The organism is Bacillus sp. DX3.1 (assembly GCF_030292155.1).
Taxonomy (GTDB): Bacteria; Bacillota; Bacilli; order Bacillales; family Bacillaceae_G; genus Bacillus_A.
Map to the genome: position 1 here is coordinate 3,206,798 of NZ_CP128153.1, position 25,258 is coordinate 3,232,055.

The 25,258-nt window shown below is 36.0% G+C and carries 23 protein-coding genes and 1 pseudogene; 5 read left to right on the plus strand and 19 right to left on the minus strand.

Annotated features, from left to right (window positions below):
- Nucleotides 1-559 precede the first annotated feature (559 nt).
- Complete coding sequence (locus QRE67_RS15915; RefSeq protein ID WP_286121140.1) at nt 560-1,471, minus strand: VanW family protein; 912 nt, start codon at nt 1,469-1,471, stop codon at nt 560-562.
- Nucleotides 1,472-1,915: 444 nt separating this feature from the next.
- On the opposite strand from QRE67_RS15915, the gene QRE67_RS15920 reads away from it, so the two are divergent.
- Both QRE67_RS15920 and QRE67_RS15925 read left to right on the plus strand, forming a co-directional pair.
- Complete coding sequence (locus QRE67_RS15920) at nt 1,916-2,257, plus strand: hypothetical protein (protein ID WP_286121141.1); 342 nt, start codon at nt 1,916-1,918, stop codon at nt 2,255-2,257.
- Nucleotides 2,258-2,373: 116 nt separating this feature from the next.
- On the plus strand, nt 2,374-3,435 hold the full coding sequence (locus QRE67_RS15925) for a DUF3900 domain-containing protein (RefSeq protein ID WP_286121142.1): 1,062 nt from the start codon (nt 2,374-2,376) through the stop codon (nt 3,433-3,435).
- A 218-nt stretch (nt 3,436-3,653) separates the two neighbouring features.
- Here QRE67_RS15925 and QRE67_RS15930 read toward each other — a convergent pair whose 3' ends face one another.
- The 15 genes from QRE67_RS15930 to QRE67_RS16000 form a co-directional block, all read right to left on the minus strand.
- Nucleotides 3,654-4,580: an NAD-dependent epimerase/dehydratase family protein gene (locus QRE67_RS15930; protein WP_286121143.1), complete on the minus strand. Its 927-nt coding sequence runs from the start codon at nt 4,578-4,580 to the stop codon at nt 3,654-3,656.
- 83 nt (nt 4,581-4,663) lie between these two features.
- Nucleotides 4,664-5,992: a glycosyltransferase family 4 protein gene (locus tag QRE67_RS15935; protein ID WP_286121145.1), complete on the minus strand. Its 1,329-nt coding sequence runs from the start codon at nt 5,990-5,992 to the stop codon at nt 4,664-4,666.
- Between the two features lie 39 nt (nt 5,993-6,031).
- The gene (locus QRE67_RS15940) at nt 6,032-7,087 is read right to left on the minus strand and encodes a phosphotransferase (protein ID WP_286121146.1); all 1,056 of its coding nucleotides are present in this window, start codon (nt 7,085-7,087) and stop codon (nt 6,032-6,034) included.
- Between the two features lie 5 nt (nt 7,088-7,092).
- Nucleotides 7,093-8,268, minus strand: coding sequence for a carboxylate--amine ligase (locus QRE67_RS15945; RefSeq protein WP_286121147.1), 1,176 nt, complete (start codon nt 8,266-8,268; stop codon nt 7,093-7,095).
- Nucleotides 8,258-9,586 carry a glycosyltransferase family 4 protein gene (locus QRE67_RS15950; protein WP_286121148.1) on the minus strand — a complete coding sequence of 443 codons (1,329 nt, stop codon included), beginning with the start codon at nt 9,584-9,586 and terminating at the stop codon, nt 8,258-8,260. The genes QRE67_RS15945 and QRE67_RS15950 overlap by 11 nt, the downstream gene beginning before the upstream one ends.
- Complete coding sequence (locus QRE67_RS15955) at nt 9,583-10,239, minus strand: PIG-L deacetylase family protein (RefSeq protein ID WP_286121150.1); 657 nt, start codon at nt 10,237-10,239, stop codon at nt 9,583-9,585. Before QRE67_RS15955 ends, QRE67_RS15950 begins: the two co-directional genes overlap by 4 nt.
- A 752-nt stretch (nt 10,240-10,991) precedes the next feature.
- A complete protein-coding gene (locus QRE67_RS15960; protein WP_286121151.1) occupies nt 10,992-11,543 on the minus strand; it encodes an AarF/UbiB family protein in 552 nt (183 codons plus the stop codon).
- A gap of 1,068 nt (nt 11,544-12,611) precedes the next feature.
- Nucleotides 12,612-13,445, minus strand: a complete 834-nt coding sequence (locus QRE67_RS15965) for an exonuclease (RefSeq protein WP_286121152.1) — start codon at nt 13,443-13,445, stop codon at nt 12,612-12,614.
- A 450-nt stretch (nt 13,446-13,895) separates the two neighbouring features.
- Nucleotides 13,896-14,096: a cold shock-like protein CspB gene (cspB, locus tag QRE67_RS15970; protein ID WP_286121153.1), complete on the minus strand. Its 201-nt coding sequence runs from the start codon at nt 14,094-14,096 to the stop codon at nt 13,896-13,898.
- Nucleotides 14,097-14,346: 250 nt separating this feature from the next.
- Nucleotides 14,347-15,225 carry a WD40/YVTN/BNR-like repeat-containing protein gene (locus QRE67_RS15975; RefSeq protein WP_286121155.1) on the minus strand — a complete coding sequence of 293 codons (879 nt, stop codon included), beginning with the start codon at nt 15,223-15,225 and terminating at the stop codon, nt 14,347-14,349.
- A gap of 16 nt (nt 15,226-15,241) precedes the next feature.
- Entirely contained in the window at nt 15,242-15,685 is a 444-nt protein-coding gene (locus QRE67_RS15980) for a flavodoxin (RefSeq protein WP_286121156.1), read from the minus strand.
- A gap of 142 nt (nt 15,686-15,827) precedes the next feature.
- Nucleotides 15,828-16,445 (minus strand): acetate uptake transporter, encoded by a 618-nt coding sequence (locus tag QRE67_RS15985; RefSeq protein WP_286121157.1) that lies wholly within the window; start codon nt 16,443-16,445, stop codon nt 15,828-15,830.
- Between the two features lie 68 nt (nt 16,446-16,513).
- Nucleotides 16,514-16,930 carry an NUDIX hydrolase gene (locus QRE67_RS15990; protein ID WP_286121158.1) on the minus strand — a complete coding sequence of 139 codons (417 nt, stop codon included), beginning with the start codon at nt 16,928-16,930 and terminating at the stop codon, nt 16,514-16,516.
- Nucleotides 16,927-17,268 carry an ASCH domain-containing protein gene (locus QRE67_RS15995; RefSeq protein WP_286121159.1) on the minus strand — a complete coding sequence of 114 codons (342 nt, stop codon included), beginning with the start codon at nt 17,266-17,268 and terminating at the stop codon, nt 16,927-16,929. The genes QRE67_RS15990 and QRE67_RS15995 overlap by 4 nt, the downstream gene beginning before the upstream one ends.
- Before the next feature lie 65 nt (nt 17,269-17,333).
- Nucleotides 17,334-17,789 carry a ferritin family protein gene (locus QRE67_RS16000; protein WP_286121160.1) on the minus strand — a complete coding sequence of 152 codons (456 nt, stop codon included), beginning with the start codon at nt 17,787-17,789 and terminating at the stop codon, nt 17,334-17,336.
- A gap of 266 nt (nt 17,790-18,055) precedes the next feature.
- On the opposite strand from QRE67_RS16000, the pseudogene QRE67_RS16005 reads away from it, so the two are divergent.
- Nucleotides 18,056-18,808, plus strand: a pseudogene (locus tag QRE67_RS16005) ((S)-benzoin forming benzil reductase).
- Between the two features lie 314 nt (nt 18,809-19,122).
- On the opposite strand, the gene argH reads toward QRE67_RS16005, so the two are convergent.
- The 3 genes from argH to QRE67_RS16020 form a co-directional block, all read right to left on the minus strand.
- Nucleotides 19,123-20,631, minus strand: coding sequence for an argininosuccinate lyase (gene argH, locus QRE67_RS16010; RefSeq protein ID WP_286121161.1), 1,509 nt, complete (start codon nt 20,629-20,631; stop codon nt 19,123-19,125).
- A gap of 99 nt (nt 20,632-20,730) precedes the next feature.
- Nucleotides 20,731-21,840: a serine hydrolase gene (locus tag QRE67_RS16015; RefSeq protein ID WP_286121162.1), complete on the minus strand. Its 1,110-nt coding sequence runs from the start codon at nt 21,838-21,840 to the stop codon at nt 20,731-20,733.
- A 123-nt stretch (nt 21,841-21,963) separates the two neighbouring features.
- On the minus strand, nt 21,964-22,911 hold the full coding sequence (locus QRE67_RS16020; RefSeq protein WP_353507041.1) for a nucleoside hydrolase: 948 nt from the start codon (nt 22,909-22,911) through the stop codon (nt 21,964-21,966).
- A 265-nt stretch (nt 22,912-23,176) separates the two neighbouring features.
- Between QRE67_RS16020 and QRE67_RS16025 the strand changes: the two genes are divergently transcribed.
- A complete protein-coding gene (locus QRE67_RS16025; RefSeq protein WP_286121164.1) occupies nt 23,177-23,689 on the plus strand; it encodes a DoxX family membrane protein in 513 nt (170 codons plus the stop codon).
- Between the two features lie 157 nt (nt 23,690-23,846).
- A protein-coding gene (locus QRE67_RS16030) for an IS3 family transposase (protein WP_286121165.1) occupies nt 23,847-25,177 on the plus strand; the annotation gives its coding sequence in 2 pieces (ribosomal slippage) (nt 23,847-24,219 and nt 24,219-25,177; 1,332 coding nt in all).
- Nucleotides 25,178-25,258: the final 81 nt, after the last annotated feature.

A 25,258-nucleotide genomic window follows, 5' to 3' on the forward strand; every position in this document is an offset into this window, starting at 1 on the left:
TAAAAGCTCATTTTGCTCTTGTTGAAGTTTTTCAATATTCCGCAGTGCAGACGTTTTATAAGAGTTATTTTTGAGGAGTGTTTGCAGGAACGAAACAAAAGAAATAAAAAATACTACAATAAGCCCTGTGAAAAGCAACGACGAAATGATCCCAAATATGTTAAAACTCTCAAACAACTAATCACTTCCTTTTACTTCCATTGCAACAAAAGTATTCTCTCATAACAGTAATAATTGTTTTTATATACAAAAAGCCAACCTTTCTAGAAGTTTGCTAGAAAGGTTGGCTAATAAATATATAAATCCATTTTGATTTTTCGACATATAAGCCGCGGCTATGGATAACAAAAAGTGACCTGCACTCGTTTTCTCTCTTTGTTTGCACTTGGCATGGGGTAGGAAAAGGATCTAACCGCTTCTATGCATGGCCTGATGCTCTCTCCCACCTAAAAAGAAGGGTTTTATGTCGGTTTTTTAATTTGTATTTATATATATACAAAAAGCCAATCTTTCTAGAAGTTTGCTAGAAAGATTGGCTAATAAATAGCTAAAATAACACTTATCTCGCAGCACGTACCTCAGCAACTAATTTGCCGCCATCTACATACATAATGAGCTTAACAGGTATGTCGTTTGTATTTTCAAACACTAAATCTAAATATGGATACGCAATCGTAGCATCTCTTCCTTTCGGTACATAGCCTACTACTTTTGAGTGAGTCGTTCTCTCTACCATTTTTAATCCCGCATGATCTGCAGCATTATATAATGTAGAAGACGTTTGACATACGCCTCCACCGTATCCATCTACTAATTTACCATCTACAATCTCTTTCCCTAACTGATAGCCTTTATCTGGTGTTGTATCCCCTATTAATGCGTTAAAAGAGAATTTATCTCCTTTACCTAACACAACTCCACTGATACTATTTGCAGATAAACGAATATTTTCTATTCTGCCACCAGTAGAGCCACCTAAATTCGTTTCATATCTACCTAGCACTGCTCCGTTTGCACTAGCATCTTCCGGCTTCGCTACAGGTTTTTTCTCAACAATTGGTAATTGGTAAGAAGAATCCCACATTCCTACGTTCATCAATTTATCTACTAGCTCTTTCTCCATTAACTCATAAGAAGGCTTTCCTTCCTGCCAAGTTCCATCACTTGCCATTCGAGAAGGAACCATCTTCTTATCTACGCTCTTTCCAACCTCACTAGCAACCTTCGTTACTTCTTTTTTAAACTTATTTTCATCTTCAAAATAACCTAAGCTTGATAAATTTATATTTTTCACTTCTTTACCACTTCTTGTATCAACTAAACTTACACTTTCATTTACACCCGTCTTTGCTTCTACAACATGCTCACCCATACCACTCACTAATGCAATATCACTAGCTTTTGCACCACAACCACTTACTACACCTACACATAACGCCCCTATTACTAAACTTTGTACCTTACGTGACAATATACTCTCTCCTTTTCCCCATAATCTTTTTCTTATGTTTACCCATTTTATGTATGTATTATTACATTACTTTACAATATCACTCATATGTATTACAAATATATTTCCTTTATATTAAAATTACTCTTTTCTTTCCTAAATGTCTACACATATCCCCTTAAAAATTTTTAACTTTGTTAAAAATTTAAGTAATCCCTTATATATCCAGTATATACCAAAAATTACTTTGAAGACAATTTTTATATTTGAACATTTCACTACAGTGGCAATACTTTTATTTGTAATTGTTAATGATACATTATGGAAATAACTTCTTATTATACCTCCTTCTATTCTTATATACAAGAATTTATTGTATAGCATATAGGTGTTCGCCGTGTCATCCATCCGCTCCTGCACATACATTATGATGAATTCAACCAATCTTTAGAACGGAGGATGTTTATGTATCCCTACAATTCATATGACCCTTACAATCCTTATATATACCAACAGCAATACGATGCACAACCTCAATACCAACAATATGTAGAACAGGCAAGTCAGATTGATCCATACGATCCAAATCGTCAATTTCAAATGCCTATCTCATTTCCAGGTGGGCGTCAACTAGAAAGACGCGTAAATGAACTAGAGCAACGAGTAAACCAATTAAATCGGCAAGTAAATCAGCTTCAACAGCTCACAGAACGTCATACACGTAGATTGAATCGCTTAAATCAACGCTTACGTGCTGTAGAAAATAGACTAAACATTTCATTTACACCGCTTGAAGATGGATTTTAATTAGTAAAATGAAAAATTATATAAGGAAGGGATTCCCCCTTCCTTTATTAAATTGACGAAAGTTTTCTCCATCACTATACTGGTAAGAGTCAATGAAATGAAACAAGGTGATAAATATGGATTTTGAAATAAATTTTCTCTCCTTCTATGTTGTACAAGTAGAAGGAAAAGGAGAGCAAGCAGATAAACGCTACAAACATTTTCAAACGTTAGATGCTGAAGAGTATGAGGACAGTCCTTTAAAAGACTTCCTAGACGGAGAATTATTAAAAATCTCCAAACGAAAAGTAGAGCGCCATGCAAAAACAGAACAAGCTCCAACAAAAATCGGCCGTTTTATCGTAGAAACTGGGCATGAATTAGATTCAAACCCACACTATAATTTATTTAATCGTATTCGCTTTGCGGAAACAAAAGAAAACTTTAAAGATACAAACGAACCTCTCGTTTATACATACATCGATACGAGTGCAGTACGTGGAGGCGTATTTTTAGTGGCTCAAGCAAAACTTCGTAAATACTTCGACGATCCATTTGTATTCGTTATGAAGTGTGACTTTGAACCGAAAGTTGCTTCCATCTCTGACGAAGCAACACTCATTCGTAACGTCGAAATGGCCATTACGACAAAAAATATGAAATCTATCCAATATCCATACATGCCAGAGGACGGAATTGTCGAAGTGGGCGAGCTAAAAATTCACCAAGCATCGCACGCTCGCTACTTCGAGGACTTCTTAAAATTCGTAGAATACGAGCGTTCCATGCCTGAAATTATGAAAACACAAGTTATGGATATGGTTTACGACCAAATTGAAGATGTGTTTGAAGAAGGTACAGAAGAACGGGAGCAATTTGACCAAGCGATGGAAGTATGGGCTGCGAGTCCGAAACGTGAACTACAGGAACATTTCACAACAGAAGAAGTAATGGAAGCTACTGCACAACTTGTGGAGCATGCGCCAGAGGTTGAATTAAAAGTGAAACTGGACCATATTTCTGTGAAGAGCTTACTTTCTGATTTCGGAGATTCGATACATATCGCAAAAGTAAACGACCGCTATGTGTTTATGATTGAGGCGGATACGATTACGTTTGAAAAAGGATTTTCTCCGATTGAGTTTTTGAAACCGGATGAGTTAGAGAAAGTGATAGAGCGGATTGCAAGCAAGACGTGAAATAAAAGACATTTTAGTGTCACTAAAGCGATTTTTGTATTTAGTAATCTAAAGGTAAGCCAGTACAATCGTTAAAAACCCAGCCGTTCTTCTTCAATTACTTCGAAGAATTGGCTGGGTTTTTAATGACAAAATGGCTGGATTTACAATTGACAAATACACTAGCCCCTCACATATGAGTTATCTATTCACTCTTCATACATAAAAATTTATTTGAGTCAGCCTTTACTTTGATTTGCTTTCTTAAAGTAAGAAATCGTTTGGTCTAAACCAAATGAGACGTCTGAAGCAGGCTTCCATTTTAATATTTCAATCGCTTTACTATTATCTAACTGGCTATGAAGAATTTCTCCTTTTAATGAGGGTTTGTATATAGGAGAGACAGATGAACCCAGTTTTTCTGATATCATTTTGTAAAGTTCATTAATACTTGTTCGTTTATTATATCCTATATTAAATATTTCGTTTGCACCATTAGTAATGGCTAGTACGTTTGCATGAGCCACATCTTCTACATAAACGAAATCACGTGTCTGCCGCCCGTCTCCATTGATAAATGGGACTTGTGCATTCGTTAATTGATTTATAAAAATACTAATTACTCCCCCTTCTCCATTTGCTTTTTGTCTTGGGCCAAATACATTCGCATAACGAAAAATTGTAAAAGGAATCCCATATAACTGGTTGAAGAGCTTAATATAGCTTTCTGCAATTAACTTTGAGTTGCCGTAGAAAGAAAGTGGGGCAGTTGGAGTTTCTTCATCGATAGAACGATTCGATTCACCATAAACGGCACTGGTGGATGAAAATATGAATTTTTTCACTTTAAATACTTCACAGCATTTCAATAAATGAATGGTCCCTAGAATATTGGTTGTTGCATCTACCAGTGGTTTTTCTATTGATTTCCCCACATTGGCTTGCGCTGCCAGATGTATAACCATGTCTGGTTTTTCTTTTGCAAACATGATTTCTACATCCTTTGAAAGTAAATCCAACTCATAAAACTGCACTCCGTATGGAACATTACTAATATCGCCATTGGATAAATCGTCAAGTACAATTGGAGTATAGCCTTCGTTTAGTAATAACTCTACAATATGTGATCCGATAAAACCCGCTCCACCGGTAACTAGTATTTTCATTTTCTTTCACATTTCTTATTCATAATAATTCTCCTTTATAGATTGAGTCATCATTCCTTTTATTATGACATTCAATACGTGGTCTACCTATTGTTTATAAACGAGGAATAGATTCTTTCTATCTTTGAAATCATCACATCTTGAGTTAGATGTTGTCGTGAATATTCCTGAGCATTTCTTCCTAAACGTTCACGAAGACTCTTGTTTGTTAAAAGCAATTTAAGAGCATCGGAAAGTTGTTGTACATTTCCCGGTTCACAAATGATCCCTGTTTTTCCGTTTTGAATCATTTCTGGTATACCACCGCAATTTGTTGTAATTATAGCTTGACGAGAAAACATAGCTTCAATAATTGAAATCGGAAAATTATCGTTAATGGTAGGTAAGACATAGATAGCAGAAGAGGAAAGGATTTCTGGTATATCTGTTCTTCTGCCAAAGAACTTAATATTGTCAAGACTAAGCTGTAGTACTTGGTTTTCTAGTCTTTCTCTCATGACACCATCACCAACAATCCATATTTCTACATTAGATAAATCTTGTTGAATTTGTGAGAGCGCTTTTAGAAAAATGTCATGACCCTTTCTGGGAGAAAGGCGGGAAACACAGGAAATTACAAGATTATCATTACACTCTTGTTTAGATATAGAAGCTTGATGAAAATGTATGCCTGTATGAACAGTAACCAGTTGTTCTATCTTTGCACCATACTCTTTTAAAGGGGAATGAAAGGAATTACTGATCGTTATAATTTGATCGGATGCTCTTATTCCCTGTTTTTCAATTTCACTAAAATAAGCTTCTTCAATTGATCCTTTTTTTATTTTATCGAACTTTAATCGGCTTTTTGTAAAATGTCCATGTGGTGTGAAAAAAAGAGGTTTCTTATATTCTAGATTTAGTTGTCCTAATAAAAAGACAGAAAATAAATCTTGTGCATGAAACACATCATATTGTTCTAGGCTTCTTCCTCTTAAAAAAGACTTAAACACGTTCAAGAAACTGGTGTTTTTTATAATTTTTTCATTGGCTGTACCATACCGTTGTAGCATAAAGTCCCTTGCATGTTCAGCAACCTGCGGGATATCTTGCTCTAGGTGAACTGCTGTCATTTGAGTAGGTGAGATGACATCTACGTCATGACCATACTTTTCAAAACCTGTTTTTACGGACGTAATATAATTTGATAACCCTCCAGTATTTGGATATCGCAAAAACGTTACGTAGAGGATCTTTAGTTTATTTGTTTTACTTGGTATGCGATTCTTTTTGATTCCAAACGTCTGAAATGGTTCAATTAAGTGATTCGTTTTACTATCTATTTTATAGTATTCATCCATGACTTTTAGCAGGCTCGCATGGAAAGGACAGATGTATTCATTTCGCTCTTCCTTTATTGCATCCAGAAGCATCTCCTCCTAACTCCGCTGATGATGAAAATTTTATTTATCTTATAAACCTAATTCTCTTCCCCAGATTGAAATTTTTTCAAGGTGGTACGTTAATAACTCACCGCCGCGGTTATCGAATATTCTTCGTAACTGGGTATGCAACCCCTTTTCTAATGTTCTCTGCAAATACGCCATTTTATAAAGGTCAATTGGAGCTGTCTTAAATTGAATGCCATTCTTCTGCATTTGTTTTGTATATAATTTCACACAATGTGTGCGAATTTCTTCTGCATGGCTCTGCCAATCTTTTCTAAAACCTAATAATATTTCGACTAAAACAACCATATCAAACCAGACGGGTGCATATTTGATAGACTCCCAATCGATAAACTGGATGTTCCATGGTGCACCCGGTGTCACATTGTTACTGCATATGTTTTGCATATGAAGATCACCATGCGTGATAGATGAACCATTTTCAAATAGTTCTGGGAAAAAATCCGGTCCCTTATGACATAGTTTTATTAGCGGTTTATGATAGGGTTTAATAATCTCCCTTAACCGGTCGTCTTTCGCTGCGTCATCGAGAAAAGCAATCGTCTTTCCAATATATTTGGCTCGATTACTTCTCATGTGGCTTGATTCATAAATAGGAAGCCAAGATTTCCAAACATCTTTATGCTTTTTAAAATTGTCTTCAAATGTGTGTGCGTGCAGTTTGGCAACGGTGGGGATAATGTAGTCAAAATGTTTCGGTGAGAAAGTGATCTGGCCACGTACTTGCTGAACAAATTCCATGAATATCCAGGTGTTATTTCCATTTTTTTCAACATGGTATATTTGAGGAAGAAACTCTTTCAATATAGAATAAGCTCTCTGATATACATTAATCTCTACTTCATTTTTGTAATTTGTTGAATGATATATTTTTAAAATAATAGGATAGTGATTCGTTTTTTTTCGAAGAGATAATTTGTAGATATTCATTCTTGTTGTTGATTTTAGACACTCGATTTTAGCAGGGTCTATTACAACCCTCTCAGCCATTGAATAAGAAAGCTTTTCTGAAATCTTTAACTTCTCAAAATGATGGGATAATACTTTTGCCTCGTACAACGCTTTCATTCCTTTCGTTTTCGTTTCCAGGCGTTCTTCAAATGAGACCACGTGCTTCTAATGAATGGCATTGGATCATCCCATGCAAACAAAGCAAACTCTTTTTTGCCTCGCAAGCCTTCATAAAAATCTTTCCACGTCATTTCGGCTCTTTTTTTCTTATGGCGGAACGTTAAATAATACCGCACAAGATAAATCCATTTGACACCGTCTATTTGTTTGAGTCTCGGCACGGGGTTTTGCTTGGTTAAATATAAATAGTACATGTAAACAAAATCGAGGCCTGCAGGTTCTGTCAGGCTATGCGTTAACCAAAAACGAGGGTTTATTTCAATAAACTTATAAACCCCATCTCGGGGGTCCTTTTTAAACTCTGCCATGCCAATACCTTTAAGGTTCATTTTTTTAAAAAAGGGTAAACATATATCCACCAATTCTGGAACTTGTTTACTAACAATATGAGCTCCCGTTCCAAATTCAGCTGGGAATTGATGGTTCTTTTGCAAAGAAAATAACGCTAGTAGCTCCATATTGTCGTCATAAAAAGTGGCCACTTTATAAAAATGCTGATTGTCGCCAGGAATGATTTCCTGAAGGATGAGTTTTCCATGCTGTCGGTACAATTCATACTCATTTCTTAGTTGATCTGGATCTTTTATGAATATGGCCTTTTTATTTATTTTTTTTCGAAACTCATGACCCAAAGTTGGCTTTAATATACATGGGAAATCGAGGGCCAATATCGCTTCTTCCAGTTGTTCTTTATGTTCGACCACATACGTTTTAGGACATGGAATATTATGCTTCACTGCTAATTCATACATTTTATGTTTATCCAATATTTCTTCAATTAACGAATGTTCAGGAAATAAAAATAAATAGTAGTTAGCCAGCTCCATTCGATATTTTGAAATGAACACCACATAATCATCCGCACCTGTATACAAAACTGGTTTCAGTTTAAACTCTTTAGCCAAATTGATTAAAAAAGTTAGTAATTCCTTTTCTTCCGATAAAGGACTTGGGCATACTCCGCATGAAGCAAGGCGTGATTTTCCTATCTTATAAGGTTTCTCTATATCGAACGCATAAACGTCGATCCCTTTTCTCGCTAAGCTTCTGATGATTCCGATTCCATTGGCACTTAAGTCCAGTACAACTGCTGCGTGTTCATGATACATAGAATTCTTCCTCACTCAAATACTTTTTGTATATTTTTTCGATATGAGCTGTCATTGTCTCTCTAGTTAAATGCTTTTTAGCGAAGTTTCTTGCATTTTCACCCAACTGCACCCGATCTTGCTGATTTGCAATGACGAACTTTAATGCACGTGCCAGTTTAGTTGTATCTCCTGGAGCGACTAGAATGCCTGTCTTGGAGTGATTCACCAGTTCAGGTATACCTCCCGATGTTGTCGAAATGACACAAGCTCCACTATGCATGGCCTCAATGATAGAAACAGGCAGGCTGTCGTTTAGGGTTGGAAGTACAAAAACATCGGTTTTGCTTAAAATGTTTGGCACATCATCTCTTTCCCCTAAAAACTCCACCATGGAAAGATCTAAAGAATCGACTTGCTTTTCTAACGTGTCTCTCATCTCACCATCTCCGACAATGAGTACTTTAATGTTGTCAGTATATTTTCTTTCCATCTTTGAAAGTGCGTCAAATAATACATTATGGCCTTTTCTTGGACCTAATCTCGCCACACATGTAATAACGACCTTCTTGTGTGCTGATGTATTTTTTGTGCGATACTTCTCAGGATAATCAATGCCCGTAAGTACAGTTGTCATGTTCTCTTGTTTGGCTCCTAGCTGCATTAATGGATAACGAAATGAATCACTGAGAATGATAACGTGATTGGCAAATTCAATGACTTTTCTTTCTAATGTTTTATAATAGACTTCTTCCAGCGAACCTTTTTTAAATATGCCAAATTTCAGCCGATTAAAAGTAAACATCCCATGGGGTGTAAATAACAAAGGTTTTCCGTAATATACATTGATTCTTCCTAATATATTCGCTGTAAACAAATCTTGCGCATGGAAGATATCATATTTTTTTAAGTCGATATTGTGAAGCAGCATCATTTCATAGATATACATATGTCTGTGATTTTTCACAATCATGCTGTTATAACTTCCATAACGTGTATGAAAGAAATCTTTTAATTTGGGAACAACTGTTTCACGCATGATCTCTACTTTACTCTGAGGAAATTGATTAGGGGAGATAATGTCGACTTGATGTCCTTGTTGTCTTAACCCTTCACTAAGTGCTGTAATATAATTAGATAAACCTCCAGTATGAGGATAATCCCAAAACGTAGCAATTAATATAGAAAGGCTTTTCTTTCGGGCCGTCTTTGGCCCTGTATTTGTATAACGTTCGTGCATTTCATTCTTCTTTTTTTGAAATGAGGACGAATGAATTCCAAAATATTTATCCATTTCTTTAATTACATAGGGATATGGAAACATAAGCTTCTTTTTCATCGCCAGATCCTCCTTACCACTTCGAACGCTTCAGCATATTGTACGCCAATTGTCATTCCCCTAACTCTTCCTAAATACTGAACTCCTTCATATGAACGAGGATGAGGGAAATCTCTCATTTCTACGTCATAATGTTTGAGCGCCGCAATCTTTGAATCCATTTGATCTGTAATGTCGACAAAATAATTAGGTTTGAAAGCTTTATCATTCGTGTGGATGTTCCACTCACTAGAGGAAACCGTTTCAAATGTAATTAATTCTATCGGTTTTTGATTCGGCAGAGGTCGAGTCGCGGTCAAAACCGCCTGAAAAGTAATTAAATGATCAATATTGACATCTCCATAATGGTGGGTGAAGATTTTACTCGGTTTATAGGTCTGTATTAATTGTTCTATTTCTTTCGTTAACTGATACAGCGGAATTAATTCTAACTCTAAATTAGCATGCTTGAGGAATATCACTTCTTCAATACCAAGTACCTTATTTGCACGCTGGCTTAGCTGCTGCATATGATGAGCTTCCTCTTTTCTTCCTAAAGCAGTAATGATTGAAATTACCTGATAGCCATCTTCTACTAGTCTTTTTAAAGTCCCGCCAGATCCTAATAACTCATCGTCAGGGTGAGCACCAATGACTAAAACACACTCTCTCATTATTATTATCACTCCTTGTACTACTTAATTTATGATTTATGCTGTAAAAAGAAACTGTCATTAGCGGAGAGTCTGCTTGATCGTTTGTCATCTTTTAATGATCCTGCCAGTCTATCCCCCACCTATATAAATCCATTTTGATTTTTCGACATATAGCCGCGGCTATGGATAACAAAAGGTGACCTGCACTCGTTTTCTCTCTTTGTTTTCTTTTGGCATGGGGCAGGAAAAGGATCTGACCGCTTCTATGCATGGCCGGATGCTCTCTCCCACCTAAAAAGAAGGATTTTATGTCGGTTTTTCAATTTGTATTTATATAACTTCTTTGCTCCCTTCCCCACTTTAATGTAGGGGGATTACTGCCCGCAAATAGCGGAATAAAATAAGCCTGTATTAAAGACTGATCACTACTACTAATCAATCTTTAATACAGGCTTATAGTCTATTGAGATTTGCATGTTTATTTCTGCCTCTATATAAATCCATTTTGATTTTTCGACATATAGCCGCGGCTATGGATAACAAAAGGTGACCTGCACTCGTTTTCTCTCTTTGTTTTCTCTATGTCTGGGGCAGGAAAAGGATCTGACCGCTTCTATGCATGGCCGGATGCTCTCTCCCACCTAAAAAGAAGGGTTTTATGTCGTTTTTTAATTTGTATTTATATATGATGAATTCTAGAAGGGAATGATTAAAAAACAAAGTGGGGGCTTCAATATTTAAAAACGTTATGCGCAAAATACTCCGGTTTTTTATCTATGTTTCGCCCATGTCTTGTAAACAGAAGAACGTATATTCTTCACACAGTTCAAAAAATCTTGTGACAGTCCAAATTTTTCAAACCCTTTTAATAACTTAGTAGGAGTCTTACTATTTGAGGTAAAAGCTCTTTTATGATCAATGACTTTTAACTGACCTTCTTCATTTATTAACACGTGTCTTACTTCCGTGTCCCATCTGGTAAATCCAATCTTTTTTAATTCATCCAACATTGTTAATATCTTTTCAGTTAATTCTTCTGTGATCTGTTTTTCTCTTTTCAAGTGACGTGCAAGTGAAATTCCATGTATATACTCCATGACAATATAATTTTCTCCATATTCATAAAGTCGTGGAATAATAGGTGATGATTGTCCAATTACCAGAGCTTTCAACTCTTTTTTTTGAGTTTCTTCCAGGAAAAACATTTTCACACATGTATCATGGGTTAATTGATATACTTCTCCATCCTTCCCATCTCCAATGAGCTTATATTCCGCCAAGTCTCTTCTACTTATTCTTCTTTTGTTAAAGTACGTTTTCATTTTATAGCTCCTTAATAAGTATTTCGTGATCTTACAATAGCCTCACCTCACATTCTATGATTCATCACTTACATATGTAACCTAGACCAATATATATTTTTATAACTTGGTTCAATTCATAGGGTTTTTAGTAGATATTATTTTAAAACCTTAAAATGCAATAAAGTGAAAATTTGATGAGTGGGCAGTTTATCCCACACCTAACTTCTTTACCTCTACCGAACTTTGAGGTAGGAAGCAAATAGCGGGATAAACCACCGCTTAAAACCATAAAAAACGCCCATTGTTCAAACTTCTTCGGGACCAAGTCATTTCTCAACATTTCAATTGAATTTCTGAAGCCTAATGAATTGCAGGGTATGAATACTTACTGTAATATTCCATAGAAATTCTTAATCCCAACAATTTATAAAAAAGAGAAGAGCAAGCCCTTCTCTTTTCGTTCTATTATTTCTTAACTGCCCTTGTTGGCTATCTCGATCTACTTCAAGTAACTTCTTGATTCAATCCTCTCTAAAACATAGAAGTGGCATGGATATAGAGGGGGATCAGAATAAATAACTAAGGTAATCAATAACAATATTACTTGACTACTTGATATATAAGAAAAGCAGGGGCTATATAAAGTGAAACTTCCATCAGTGGGGGTTTTCTTCATCTCCCACTGATGGTTAGTTGAACCAATCGGGCTTTTACGGGCAGTTATTCCCCACCTATCTTCCTTGCTTCTCTCTGAATCTTGAGGTGGGGGTCTTACTGCCCGTTAATGCGGGATAAATCCATTTTAATTTTTCGACATATAAGCCGTAGCTATGGATAACAAAAGGTGACCTGCACTCGTTTTCTCTCTTTGTTTTCACTTCGCATGGGGCAGGAAAAGGATCTGACCGCTTCTATGCATGACCGGATGCTCTCTCCCACCTAAAAAGAAGAGGTTTATGTGGGTTTTTTAATTTGTATTTATATATAAAAACACCTGTATCTTCCTAAGGAGTTTCTCTCAGTCTGTAGTTTTCTATTCTAAAAGAGACTATGTTAACTTCATAATGCCTTCATTGTTATTTCCTATTATTCATTATTCATTGCAGCTAATATCTGCAGTTGCTGCTTAGCTTTCTTCAAAGCAGTTTTGAAATAACCTTGTAATAACTGCATAGTCGTATTATCGAAATCGTATTGATCTGAGACATTCTCCCATGTCCCACTATTTAGAAACGTCTCCCAGGTCAATTGCATACCTCCGTTTTTCTTTAGCTCTTTAAATACCCATCTCTTCATTTTCTTTTTTCCCTTATCAGTTAAAGAACCATTGTTTACAAGTACGAGTTCTATATTTCGCTTATATCGCTTGCGGATATCCTTTTGCTTCGCGACTGTAAGAAAGAGATTTGCAGTATTCTTTGCATCTGCGAAGGCACGATGCTGTGTTCCTTCCCATTCTAAATCAAACTGTGTCACTGCAGACATCAAGCTCGGATGACTTTGAAAAACCTCTGTATACGCCTGAAGTACAAATCCTTGTAAATCAAACCTTCTTTCTTTCTCAAGACAAGGACATTCTACATTATGGAATTTACAATCTTGTGTTAAAAATCCATAATCCTCTCTCCCCCATGTTACAAGCATATAATCTTCTCCAACAAACTCACGGAATCGCTCCATTACATAAGGGAATTTTTCTACACCTTTTAAATCCTGCTTTGTAATTCCCGTTAATTTTGTTGTATGACGGGATAGAGATGCAGTTGGTTTAACAAGTGAAGAGAAAACTTCGATGATACTCATTGTTCCTGCTTCAATCTTAATAGCTCCAATATCAACAATTTCCGTTGGAGCATGCGATTGGTAAGGTCTAAAATTCCGTTCAATATCAAATACAATATAATACTTTGGTTCATACATATTACTTACCTCTTCCTTATCTCTTCTTACTATTATATCCCTAATCTCTACTATGTAATAAAAAATGGTCTTGTTTGCAATTCAGCTATTATAGGCTTCAAAAATTACATACATTGTTACACTACGCATGAAGTGAAACTTTGATCAATAGGGGTTTTCCTCATCCCCCACTGATCATTAGCCCTCACCAATTGGGCTTTTACGGGCAGGAGAAAACGCAGTTGTAGTATGGGTGAAACTTTGATCAGTGGGGGTTTTCTTCATCCCCCACTGATCATTAGTTGAACGAATCGGGCTTTTACGGGCAGTTTATCCCCCACCTAATTTCTTTGCTTTTTGCTGAACTTTGAGGTGGGGGTATTACTGCCCGTTAATGCGGGATAAAATGAGGATCCAAAACAAAAAGAACGCAAAAAAAAGAGAAGGGTAAGCCCTTCTCTTTTTGTTTAATTACTTCTTAACTACGTTAGTAGCTTGTGGTCCACGGTTACCTTGTTCTACTTCGAAAGTAACTTCTTGACCTTCTTCTAAAGATTTGAATCCGTCGCCTTGGATAGCTGAGAAATGAACGAATACGTCTTCTCCGCCTTCAACTTCGATGAAACCGAAACCTTTTTCTGAGTTAAACCATTTTACTTTACCGTTTTGCATGAAAAAATCCTCCTACAATGTACCTATATGTACATATTCATTTTCAACCACTTTACAAGAATAACAAAAACATTAAAAAACTGCAACCGCAGAGGAGATTTAACATTGCTATCCTCTTCTGAAGTTACAGCTCATTTAAATCTCTATATTATTAAAAGTAAAATGGTTTATAATCACTATAGCATATCAATATAATAAAAGTAAAGCGGAAGTTGTTATTTTTTTGCAAGGCTCAAATAACATTCTTCCACTACATCACTTTTGATTCTCCTGATCCAGCAACAACATAGCCTTCATTTCGATTCACAATTCGCCAACCATGCCCTTTTATGGATCCACACGCTGTCATGGTTCCCTCTTCTAAACACACGCGGCAAATTGTGCTGATTCCAGCTTTATTTTGTGTTGAAGTTGTATATAGCACTTGTTGGTCGACACTTAAGTCTAAATAGCTACTTTCGTTCTGTTCACTTTGACATATGTGCCAGTTCAGCTTTTTATGTTTAATAATTTCATCTATGACGCAAAATGAAATACTACCGCTCTTTCCTCGGCATGAGCCACTCGCAGCTACGAGATAGGAGTTGTGCAGTGTCAAAGCAGAAATCATTTGGTTGCTTGCTGCCTTAATTCTTTTTAGTTTACAACTTTGAAGGTCAAAAAGCCAAATGCCACCGTATTTAGCATGTATCTTTGTACCAATAAACAAAAGATGTTTGTATAAAAATAACGAGCGAATAGATGGTGCACCGGAGCCATAACACTGGAATGGAAGAACTGTTTCCCATGTAGAACCAAAGTTGTTAGAAAGATATAACGTTTTATCACCGTGAGCGATAACCGTACCTTTCGTATCACTGCACACGCTCCAGCTAGTTGCTTTTGTTGGAAAGCGCTGAATGGTCCAGTTTTCACCACCATTCATACTACGAATAAAAATCCCTTCGTCTCCTACTCCGTAAATCATATCTCCATCACTATGTAAATCCCGGATTCGTTTTTGAAATCCATTTAAAATTTGTTTCCATTCTCCGTTCTCTTGGACAAAGAGACCATCATATGTAGTAGCTAAAATTAACTTTCCATCTTCTAATGTCGTTACAGCAGTTGCACTTAACAATGTCTCCACGATGACACTCCCATTCCTAGAACTTTTCAGCAAATGCGATTGCGAAGTTACTACACTTTTCGATATCTTCCTCCTCTTCTGGAGATAACTCGATTTTCAATCCTTCTTGTACAAGCTCTGCCCCACATTCCACAAGACGTTCTTCAAAAATTGTTACGGCTTCACAAAATTGTTCATAAGCTGTATCACCAGAACCAAAAACAGCCACTTTTTTCCCTGCCAAATCTACGCTTTCTAAATCATCATGGAAATCTTCCGCTTCAAAAGGTAATTCACCATCTCCCCACGTATAAGATCCAAGAATGATGCCATCATATGCTAATAGTTCTTCAGCATCCATACCTTCCATTTCTTTCAATTCCACTTCGTGATCAAATGCATCCAAACTCACTTTAATTAAATCAGCAATACTTTCTGTATTTCCTGACATACTCGCAAACGCAATTAAAATTTTGGCCATATTGACATTCCCCTTTGTTATTGATTATGATTCTCATTATAATAATAATGAGAATCATAATCAATTGTTTTTTTGAATCCATTTTTGACCAAATTATAAAAAAAGCACGAATTGACGTTATTGTCATTCGTGCTTTTTTGTCTTATTTTTTAAAAATACCAAACGGCTTTCCTACTGGTAATACAACTTTTCCAAAGTGTGTATTTAACACAGCTGCTCCTGAACCATAAAAAGATAATAGTGAGATACATAGTTCAGAATACGCCGCTAAATTGTGCATGGCATGTGGCATAACACCTAAAGTACTAAATGAAAGACCGATAAATAAGAAATCAATAAGTACAAAAATCATAAATAATACTTTATGTGTTTCCATTGCTCCAATTGTCATGAAGAGTGTAAAGATAAGATATCCGATAAAGGCTACACCAAGTTGTTTCGGATCTGCAGCCTGTGCTAGTTTTTCTCCGAATACACCAAACTGAATTAACCATGATGTACCAACGCCTAGCCAAAATAGACCATACGCACCAAATGCTGTTGTACCAAATGTATTGTTATGCTTTGCATCATGAATACATGCAAAGAGTTGTGCAAATCCTCCTAAAAAGATTGCCCATGGTAGTATAAATGAAACACCGTCTGTTAAACCTAACTTTTGTGATGATGCTACAAGCGTTACCATTGCTAATCCAAATAGACCAATTCCAGATGGATCTGCTGTTGTCATTTTCACATGATGCGTAGTTTGATTACTCATAAAAACCTCCTGATTTTGAACACATACTTGAATACAATACTGAAATCAGAAGGCTGTGTCAATGGTTTTTATTGTATGTTGTCGGACTTCACATCTTTGTAACATTGAAATATAATTTCGCTTACTTCATATGGCTTTATATCTATGTTTAACATGTCTTTTATAGGGACCCAAACCGGAATATATTGTCCACTTTCAACCTTTTTAAATTCTTCACCTTTTCCTGTACCAAATATACCACTCGTTATATGTACCTTATAAAAGTACTGTGTACCTTCGTATTCATACTTGGCCAAAAGCTTTTCAACTTCTACATGAATCCCCAATTCTTCATACACTTCTCGAATCGTCGCTTCTTCCGGCGTTTCATGTTCTTCTATTCCTCCACCAGGAAAAACAAAATATACTTCCTTGTTTCGAACACGTTTTATAAGAGCGATTTTATTTCCTTGCACAATAATAGCTGAGCCACGATCCCGCATCATGATATGACTTCGATTCCAATCGCAACCGTTCCCCACTGCTGTTCTTGTTCTTTCGTATATATTTCATATGTACTTTCGAGCATTTCTTCCATTTCCGAGTTTGTACAGTCTAACAACTCTTTATCAATGTCTTCATACATCTTTTGAAAGGTTGGATAACATTTTAACTCAGTTACTTTCACACAGAGCGTTTCTTTCGTTACTAAATTTGTAAATTCAATCTCATCGTCACTTTGTATTTTCCGACGTTTTTCATCATATAAACGTACTTCAAATATCTTTTTACCGGATTGAATGGATTGAAAAGGTTCATTATATAATCCCATTGTATGTATCATTTCTTCATCACCCCGACTTATTATATCACGAAAAAAAACTAGACAATCTTGCCTAGTTTTTCACTTTATGATAATGAAGATTGTAAAAATCCAAACCGCATGGCATGCTCGATTTCATCTGTAAAAGCTCTCAAGAATACATCTCGAATCGTTTGATTTTGCGTTAATAAAAAAGCATTTCGGTATTCTTCATAGGCTTCTAATTCATCCTCATACGCACGCTCTAACCCTTCTTTATAAGAAGCATACTGCACCGGGACTATTTGATACGTCGGTTGTTGTCCTGTTAATGTACTATATAATTGTGTAAAGAGCTGTAAATGTATTTTCTCATCTTCTAGTGCATGTAAAACTGCTTGCTTATGTTTTGCGTTCGGTGCTTCATTAGCTAAACGCGCATAAAATTCTATTGCAGTAGCTTCTCCTTGAACCGCTTTTAAAATTGCTTGTAACACTTCTTGATACGTTCCTTCCGGTCCCCTCGTTAAGTAATTATAGTAATATGGGTGTACATTGTACAAAAGGATCCCCTCCACGAAATAAACTTCCCTTTGCATTCTATGTGCAATGAGAATTTTTGTGCCCATATAGTGAAACTTTGATCAGTAGGGATTTTCTTCCTCAGGAAGCACTATGAATAACAATGCAGAACACCCCCTAATACATTTGTACTATTTTTATTCCATTTCTATAAAACAATGCCCTATACTATAGCATGTAGACAACAAAGACAAGATACATTGTCCACACAATTTGTTTCATTCAATATGAGAGGAGTTAAATAGAAATGCGCTATGTCATTTTAACAGGTACTTCACAAGGATTAGGAGAAGCAATCGCTATAGGTTTATTAGAGGAACATACAAGATTGATTTGTATTTCCAGAAAACAAAATGAACAACTCATTGAGAAAGCACAGCAGCTAGATATTCCTTTAGATTTTCACTCATTTGACCTCCAGGACGTACATAACCTTGAAAATCACATGGAAACCGTCTTCTCATCAATAGAAAAAGAAACGGTCTCCTCTATCCATTTAATTAATAATGCTGGCATGCTGGCACCAATGAAACCTATTGAAAAATCAGAGAGTGATCTTTTGATTTCAAACGTAAATGTCAATTTAATCGCACCTATGATTCTCACATCTTCGTTTATGAAACATACGAAAGATTGGCAAGTAGAAAAACGTGTCATTAACATTTCGTCAGGAGCTGGCCAAAAACCTTACTTTGGTTGGGGGGCTTATTGCACAACGAAAGCTGGCGTGAACATGTTTACACAATGTGTGGCGACCGAAGAAGCCGGAAAAGAATACCCTGTCAAAACGATTGCATTCGCACCAGGCGTAGTGGACACAGGCATGCAGCAATAAATTCGTCAAACAGAAAAAGAAGATTTCATTCACTTAGATCGCTTTATTGCTCTAAAAGAAGAAGGAAAATTACTCTCTCCTGAGTATGTCGCAAAAGCAGTAATCCATTTATTAGAAACAGAGGATTTCGAACAAGGCGGCGTCATTCGAATTGATGAAAAATAGTTTTATATGCATATACAAAAAGGCTCGCATACACGCGAGCCTTTTATTTCATCGGTTCTATATAAATCCATTTTTATTTTTCGACATATAAGCCACGGCTATGGATAACAAAAGGTGACCTGCACTCGTTTTCTCTCTTTGTGTTCACTTGGCATGAGGCAGGAAGAGGATCTGACCGCTTCTATGCATGGCCGGATGCTCTCTCCCACCTAAAAAGAAGGGTTTTATGTCGGGTTTTTAATTTGTATTTATATAATAATAACAACACTGATTCTATAATGAAGTATTAGTGATTACTCCCTAAATCCCTTCTTTTACGATTTCATAATATTCATAACTGTATCCATCACCTCTTTTTCAGCTTCTACAACTTGCCTTTTTTCCCTTTCAAATTCAGCTTCCGATTTCACAAACTGTTCTTTCCTCTTTTGAATCATACGCTTCATTTCTTTCTTACTTGGCCCTCCATATACAGTTCGTTTTTCAACAAAGGCTTCTGGTGAAATAATGTTACTCCATTCTTTTTCAGTGAGTACCATATGAAATTTTGCTTGCAAATACATATTTACATCTTTTAAATCCAGTTCATGTAACTCTTTTTCCTGCTGTGCAGACATTTTTGCTATATCACCTGCAGCATGATGAGCAAGACGAAATGGAATATCGTACTGCTTTGTTAATGTATCAGCAAAATCCGTAATCGTAATCGCATGTTTGGAAGAACGACTTCTTAGTGTTTCTGTTTCAACTTTCATCGTCCGGACGACTGCATTCATGATACAAAAAACACGGATTGCTTTTTCAAAACCTTCATATAAAAGTGGTTGCAAGTCGTCTTCGGTATCAACTATATCCCCAAACGGTGTATTATGAATCATTTGAAATACAGCAAAAGCTTCTCCAAACGATCTGCTGGTGAGAGCACGGGCATGTTCAATAGAAACTGGATTTCTCTTTTGCGGCATAATACTACTGATTTGTACGTAAGGATTTGCAACGGTAATACCGCTATATTCTTTTGTTGCTAATAATAAGAAATCATGAAGCCACCTACTACTATTCGTCATCGTAATCATGAGTGCCGCACTCGTCTCTAGTAAATAATCCGCACTGGCAATCGCGTCATATGAATTTTCAATAACATTTGAAAAACCAAGCAAATTCGCAACACGCTGTCTATTAATAGGAAAGCTTGTTGTAGAAAGTGCCGCCGCCCCTAGCGGAGAACGGTTGACAATATGATAGGCCTTCCATACTCTCTCTAAATCACGCTGCATCGTATCGTAAACAGCCAAAATATAATGACCAAATGTTGTTGGCTGTGCAGGCTGCGTGTGTGTGTAGGCGGGCATGATTGTTTCCATATGTTCCGCTGCAGTGTCCAACATACTTTCTTGCAATAACATAAAATGCTCCATAAAGCGTAATAGAAAACGTCGTAAACTCATGCGATACATGGCTACTCCCATGTCATTTCGGCTCCTACCAATATGCATATTGCTTACAAAATCTTCATTAGCTTCTTTTTGCATCAAATGTTCAATTAAGAAAAAAAGATCTTCATGCTCAGGCTCATACAGTAATTGATTTTCTGGAATTTGTGCAACCTTCTCTAATGCTGTTAAAATAACTTTCGCATCCTGTTGCTTCATTAATTTTTCTTCAACAAGCATAATGATATGAGTACGATGTACCATAAACATATCCTGTAATAAATAGTCTCGCTGAAATTGAAAGACATGCTGCAAAATACAATTTGCGTATGTCTTTCCTGGAAATTCCACACCTTCACTCTGCAAAAATTCTTCCTTTCCCCTTTGCATTCCCTTGTCCCCTTTCGCCCACATATTATTAATCATCATACCCAACGATTACGAAAAGGTGCTTATACAAAAATAAAACCGATGCTGGACGCATCGGTTTTATTTAATAACAGTTGCTTTATATTTTTCGCTCTGCAACACTTGAAAATGCAAGTTACGTAAGTGCTTGCGTAACTCTGCACTATCATCTTCTTCTAAGTTATTTGCTAAAAATACAATTTCTGTACAATTTCCAGGTTTATCCGTTGCATACACTGCTTTTGCTAACGTCCACGGTGTATAGCCATTTTTTTGCCCTGCATGACGGAACGATTTGCGATACTTTTTTGCTTTCATGTCTGTTTCAACAAGACTTGCCCACTCTTGTTCTTCTTCTTTTGTAAGACCTTTTTTATGATTCGCTTTTTCAAGTAGTACCATATAATCATTGGCTGAAGCAGCTGGCAATTTATCCGACCAGATTTTTTCATATTTTTCTTCTAAAAACAAAGGAATTTCTTTTTGTAATAATGGTCCTTTTTCCTTCAAACGCTCATGTATCAGTACTGCATAGCCACGATATTCTTCTGGAGACATTTCTTTTAACTTCTTTTCCAGTTTATATTTCGGAACATGTAATTCTTTATGCAAATATCCTGGAATATATAAAGAAGAAACGATAGGAAATAAAGGTTGATGTGAAGGCAATGATAGATTTTGTAAATTTTGATTAATATGATCTAACCCAAGTCGATCCATTAAATATTCAGTATTCGCATTTGAACTAAATTTCACCATACCTTTAGCAACTTCTTCTAAAGAAACTGTATTTTCATCCATTTTCTCTGTTCTTATTAAATATCTTTGCCAACGATCCTGTGCACCACCATCTGTATTCGGAATATAATAGCGATTCACATCATCAATAGATACAATGGTATTCGGATCAATTCTCCCATCTACAACCTGTTTCGTAAATTCTAATGCGACAATTAATTTCATCGTACTTGCGACAGGTAATACAACATCCGGATTCACAGAATAAACAACTTTATCATTTCGTTTTATAAGTAGGGCACTGTTTTTTTCATCTTTATGTTCTTCAACAAACGAAGCAATATATTGAGCATCATCGTTATTTGAACTCCAAACTTTTTCCACTAAAAAGTTACCCGATATAAGCAATATGAATACACTAATGATTCCAGCACATACTATAACTTTCTTCAAGTGAATTTTCTCTCCCAATATTTATCTTTTAATCTATTTATATATAAAATTACAGGCAAAACAATAGAGACGATTTCCTAAAGAATCGTCTCCACCATTGTAACTTGCAATCTCCTATTATGTCTATGTCATAATTCGAACGAAATTTTCAAGAAATTTTTTATAATTTAAACTCCAGCCAATTCTCACCCACTTCTGCAACGCTTTTGCATCAGGTTGGGGACGAAAATCAGCAATACTTTCTCCTTCGGCGCTTCCTTCCAAATCTATATCAACCCTACGATATACATACTCAATAAAAGAAGAATCTACAACAGCCATCATCGTTACAACATCATGAATTGGACTGCCTGATATTTTCGGGTTCATTTTCTGATATGCTTTATAATAATATTTAAAAATTGGTTCAATTAGCTTATTAAATTGTGTTTTCGAATGTTTTGCAATATACTTTACAGTTTCCGGGATAATAATCGCCTCATTTGTTACATTAAGTGGAATCAGTGTCAAATTCTTTGCATGTTGCATCACTAAATTCGCAGCAATTGCATCACCATGAAAATTTGCCTCTGCTACAGGAGTAACATTTCCTGGAACAAGAAAGGCCCCGCCCATACTATAATATTCTTTTACATTTTTCATTACATCTTTCTCCAAAATAAATGCTGTTGCTAAACTTGTCAATCTCCCTGCATCAACAAGAATAATTTCATTTTTATAACGATTAATAATATCAAAGATTTCACAAAATGGTTTAATATTTGGGCGAATTGTTTTTGGCGGGCGAATCGGTCCCAATCCTTCTGGTCCATGAATTTCAGGATAGTACGTTGTAAATTCACCAGATAACGGCATTTTAGCTCCGTTAATAATCGAAATGTCTTCTCTACCAGCGAGTTGCAGCAAATAAGCAGCGTTACTCGTTGCTTTCTCTTGCTTCACATTTCCGTATCCAGTGACAATACCAACAATTTCAATTTCAGGATGCAACAAGCCATACATAATTGCTAAAGAATCATCAATACCGGGATCCCCTAAAAAAAGAATTTTTTTCATGGCCTTCAACTCCATCCCCTCAATTGTTATTACTATATGAAGGAACAAAAGTATGCAGAATAAAAAGGTACATATTTTCCCCCGTGCTACCGTAACAATAATACCTCCACCGATAAGCGTTTCACTTCATCACACCAACACTTTTTGAACAAACGATGAATCCTTTATATAAATTGTATCTTTACATCATTTGTTCAAATTTTGTTCATTGTGATTCGCTTCACAAAAATACATAATAAACTTGTACATACATTTTATATTGCATTAGGAGGGATTTATTATGTTTATTGATTTTTTACGCAATGATAAAAGAGCACTATTTATCCTGTTACCGCTTCGTTTATATTTAGGATATACATGGTTATCTGCCGGTATAGGTAAGCTTTTGGGGCAATCATTTGATGCAAGCGGATTTTTAAAAGGAGCAATTGCAAAAGCTGGCGGAGATCATCCAGCTGTACAAGGCTGGTGGGCTGATTTCCTACAAAATTTCGCGCTTCCAAATGCCGATTTATTTAGTTTCCTTGTACAATGGGGAGAAATTTTAGTTGGACTTGGACTTCTTCTAGGTGGGTTAACAAAAACAGCTGCATTTTTCGGAATTGCCATGAATGCCGCTTTCTTATTAAGTGGAACTGTCAGCACAAATCCAAATATGATGCTGTTATCCATACTCATTTTAGTAGCCGGATATAATGCCGGACGTATCGGTTTAGATGGGTATGTTTTTCAAAAGGTTTTCCATAAAAACAATAGTAATCCAAACCCTTCAGCACGGAAATTCGCATCATAAATCAACGACATACTCATTACAGCTTCCGATAACACTGATTGTGTGAATGAAAAGTCCCTTCAGATCTTAAAATGTACCCTATAGAGTAGACACTAAAAAAGTCTCCCTATAGGGTTTTTGTATATAATTAAGAAAAACATAAAGACTGGGGAAATTTATGAGTAAAAAGGTTTTTACAGAGAAAGAAATTAAGCTGTTATCATCTAATCAATATGTTAAATCTGTCAGTTCAAAAAGTATCACATATACGGATAAATTTAAGCGTATATGTATTGAGGAAAAAGAGAAAGGCAAGTTTCCAAGACAAATCTTTGAAGAATGTGGGTTTGATGTAGAAATCTTAGGAATGGATAGAATTAAGGCAGCGAGTAAAAGATGGAAAAAGGCTTACAATGAAAATGGGATTAGCGGCCTACGTGACACTAGATTTGGAAATTCAAAGCGTTCTAGAGAAAGAGAACTGACTCTAGAGGAGAAAAACGCTCGCTTAGAAGCTCAAATTAACTTACTAAAGGCAGAAAATGAACTGTTAAAAAAGATTCGTTTGATAGAAAGGGGGCTAAAAAAGTAGTCCTTCTTTCTAGCCAAAAATATATCCTGATTCGTTCAGTGATAGAAACATATCAACTCAAACATATGGTGAAATACCTATGTGGAATAGCCGGTGTCTCAAGAAGCGGTTATTATAACTATTTCTCTGTGAAATCACAGGAACGAAGACATCAAAAAGATGAAAAGGATGAGGTAGTAAAAGGGCTCATCCTAAAAGCCTTCCATTTCAAAGGTCGTAAGAAAGGGGCTCGCCAAATCAAAATGACTTTGGCGGGTCAATTTCAGGTTGTCTACAATTTGAAACGTATACGACGAATCATGAAGAAATACGACATTATATGCCCAATTAGAAAGGCAAATCCTTATAGACGAATTAGGAAAGCTACAAAAGAACATCGAGTTGTGCCAAACCTATTGAATCGCCAATTTAAGCAAGGAATCCCTGGTAAAGTCCTCCTAACAGATATCACATATTTATTTTATGGAAAAGGTCAGAAAGCCTACTTATCAGTCATTAAAGATGGTTCAACTGGTGAAATTTCAGCCCATCATATATCAGAACGTATGACTGTAAAATTAGCTACAGATACTCTTCTAAAGTTAAAAAGGAACAAAAACTTTCAGAAAGCCAAAGATGCCTTGATTCACTCAGATCAGGGAATTCAGTATACGCACCCTAATTTTCAAAAAGCAGTTAAGAAACTAGGATTACAACAATCCATGTCAAGAAGAGGAAACTGTTGGGATAACGCTCCCCAAGAATCTTTCTTTGGCCATCTTAAAGATGAAGCTTCTATTCAAGCATGTACAACTCTAGATGAATTAAAAAAAGAAATTAAACAATATATGATCTACTACAATTATTACAGATATCAATGGAATTTAAAAAAGATGACTCCTGTGCAATACAGAGATCATCTTCTTCAAGCTGCCTAGGCTTTTTTTTAATGTCCTTTACAAAGGGTACATTTTACAATAAGACAATTTTCACCATAAAAAAAGCCGATTTTCCCACGT